The following is a 3137-nucleotide window of genomic DNA, read 5'->3' on the forward strand; positions in this document are numbered from 1 at the left end:
AGCCCCACGTCACGAGCCTGGGAAGACCGTGAAACGAATCGAAACCCTCACCGAACACGTCCGCCTGAAACAGCAGCGAGGTTAATGATCAAGCTAAGAGGGCGTTTGGGGTAGGCAGATTGCCCTTGATGCCCTAGTAAGTTCCTCGCCAGGTGGGAGTGGTCTCGTCCGTTATGCGCCTGGCGAGGTTGTCGATCGAGGCGGTGTGGATCATGGCTTCGGAGCTGGCGGTGAGGGTCTCGTAGTCGCGGGCGAGACGGCGGTGCATCATGATCCAACCGATACTCCGCTCTCCCACCCAGCGCCTTTTCACGACGTGAAACCCACGGGGCGTTCTTGAAGCCGGTGTCGACCCAGCTCTTGGAGATGGTCGGGTACGTCTCCTTCGCCTGGTCGAGGAGGCGTATTCCCAGGGCGTTCTCCGAGAGGCCGGCTGTGACGGTCACAGCGAGGATGAGGCCGATTGTGTCGGTGAGGATGCCGCGCTTCCTCCCCACGATCTTCTTGGCTGCATCCGTTCCCTGGCTGGTCAGGGGCACGTTGCTGGAGGTCTTCACGCTCTGAGTGTCGATCACGGAGGCGGTCGGCTCGGGCTTGCGCCCTTCCTTCACCCGGGCCAGGCCCGTCAGGTCGTAATTGAGCTGGGCGAAGATTCCTTCGTCGCGCCAGGCCGCGTAGTAGGCGTAGACGGTGCCGTGGTTCGGGAAGTCATGCGGGAGGTATTTCCAGGGAATTCCCGTGCGGTTGACGTAGAGGATCGCGTTGAAGACGTCCCGTAAATCGACCTTGGCCGGCTGTCCGGTTGGTCTGCGGTCGAGCCGGGCCTTTCTCCAGGCCGTCAACGTCGGCTCGATCAGGGCCCATCGGGCGTCGGACAGGTCGCTGGGGTACGGCTTGCGGTCACTCACGGCGTGTGACGGAGACGGACCAACTGATCTCCGGCAAAGCGGCCAGCCACCTCGACCGCGGGTGGTCTCTCGTGGATCGACCAGGCAAGCAGGGAGTGACGCCATTCGCCCGCGGTCGACAGACTCTGCCGGTGGGGCCGCGGAGCGCAGCGGAGGAGACCAGGGCGAGAGAGCAGAAGACGCCACCGCTGTGGTCTTCATGGTCGTCGAGCTGGTTTGTTCGGTGGGCCGCGTTTTGGTCAATCTCAAAGTCGTTTCTTGCGTGGACGGTTCACCTGTGTTGATGCGTGAGTGAGCCTGCTGTTGCTGCTCTGGGGAGGGCGCAGTGCGCATGCACGGCGAACGGTTCGGGGTACGTCTGTCCACGCATTGGCGGTCGCTGACGGTTGGCGCGCTGGTGCTGGCGCTAGTACTCCAGCCGTAGTTCGGTATCTGGGCTGGTCAGCGGACTGGTGGCGTGGAGTGTAGCGGGGCGCCAGGTGGGCGGGACGGACTTCCCCACCGCGCCCCACGAACGAGTGCTCTGCCGCATGCCTGTGAGCTGGTGCGAGCAGTCCCTCGACATGCTCAACGATGCGCCGGTGAATGTGTGGGATCGGGAACTCGAAGAACTCTTCCTGCGGACCGGGAGCCGCTTCACCCGGATCGAGCCCCGCAGGCGGATGCGGGACTACGTACGCGGCCTGCTCGCTCCGGTCGGCCGCAAGAACGGGTGGCAGCTCGCCGAGTGGGCCGGCCACGCCACCCCGGACGGACTGCAATACCTGCTCTCCCGCAGCCGCTGGGACGCCGACAGTGTCCGCGATGACCTGCAGCAGTACGTGGCCGACCAACTCGGCCATGACGACGGCGTGTTGATCGTCGACGACACCGGCTTCATCAAGAAGGGGACCACCTCCGCCGGAGTGCAGCGCCAATACTCCGGCACCGCCGGACGCACCGAAAATTGCCAAATTGGCGTGTTCGCCGCCTATGCCACCAGTCGGGGACACGCCCTCGTCGACCGTGACCTCTATTTGCCCAGGTCCTGGACCGACGACCGCGACCGCTGCCAGGCCGCTCACATCCCCGACGACCGTACTTTCGCCACCAAGAACGCCCTCGCCCGCGACATGGTCCGCCGGGCCCATGCCTCCCCGCTGCGTTTCCGCTGGGTCACCGTGGACGCCGCCTACGGCCAGGACAGCCGCTTCCGCCGCTTCCTCGAAGACGACCTGAAGCTCCACTACGTCGTGGCCGTCCCTAAGTCCCAGCAGGTCCACGGCCCGCGCATTGAGGACCGTATCCGCCGTGAGGCCCCGCCGGAGGCATGGCAGCGCTTGTCCGCCGGCCCCGGAGCCAAAGGCGAACGCTGCTACGACTGGGCCGGCGCCCTCCTGCCCGTCGTCGAGGAACGCGACGGCGACAAGCCCACCCGCAGGCGGTGGATGCTGGCCCGCCGCAGCATCACCGACCCCGAGGACATCGCCTACTTCCTGGCCAGCGCTCCGCTGGACGCCACCCTCGCCGACCTGGCCCGGATCGCCGGATGCCGCTGGAAGATCGAAGAATGCTTCCAGTCCGCGAAGAACGAGTGCGGCCTCGACGAGTACGAGGTCCGCCGTTACACCGGCTGGTACCGGCACATCACGCTCGCCATGCTCGCCCACGCGTTCCTCGCCGCCATCGCCGCCCAGGAACGCGAAAGGGGGGCCCCGGCGACGACACGCCCGATCTCGTGGACCTCACACCGGCCGAGATCCGCCGTCTCCTGGCAGCTGAACCCCCGCACCACCCCGCACGCCACAACCACACGCTGACCTGGTCACGGTGGAGACGACGCCACCAGGCACGCGCCCGCCAGAGCCACTACGAACGGCGCGGCCACCTATTCGCCGGGGCGCGGTGGGGAAGTCCGTCCCGCCCACCTGGCGCCCCGCTACACTCCACGCCACCAGGCCGCTGACCAGCCCAGATACCGAACTACGGCTGGAGTACTAACGCGCGTGGCGGCCAACGCCGTTACTTCGCAGTAGTGTTGTCGCCCGACATCGCCGTCACCGTTTTTCACCGGATTAAGCGTCCCGCCCTCCAGCCTGGCCGGGAAGAACGCACGGCCCGGCAATCACACCGGCATAACGGCTGCCCGTCCTGTGACTGATCTCCCTTCGCTCCGCCCGGTCCTCGCCCACCCCGGGAACCCCGGGCGGGCGAGGACCGGACAGGCCGACCGGCCGCCGCGCGCTGCCT

General features: G+C 66.7%; 1 protein-coding gene and 1 pseudogene. One reads left to right on the plus strand and one right to left on the minus strand.

Features of this window, described 5'->3' with window-relative positions; translation table 11 throughout:
* Nucleotides 1-133 precede the first annotated feature (133 nt).
* Nucleotides 134-908: pseudogene (locus ACWGI8_RS42255) on the minus strand (IS5 family transposase).
* 563 nt (nt 909-1471) lie between these two features.
* Between ACWGI8_RS42255 and ACWGI8_RS42260 the strand changes: the two are divergent.
* Complete coding sequence (locus ACWGI8_RS42260) at nt 1472-2707, plus strand: IS701 family transposase (protein WP_453668774.1); 1236 nt, start codon at nt 1472-1474, stop codon at nt 2705-2707.
* The last annotated feature ends 430 nt before the right edge of the window (nt 2708-3137 follow it).

The organism is Streptomyces sp. NPDC054841, from assembly GCF_053611045.1.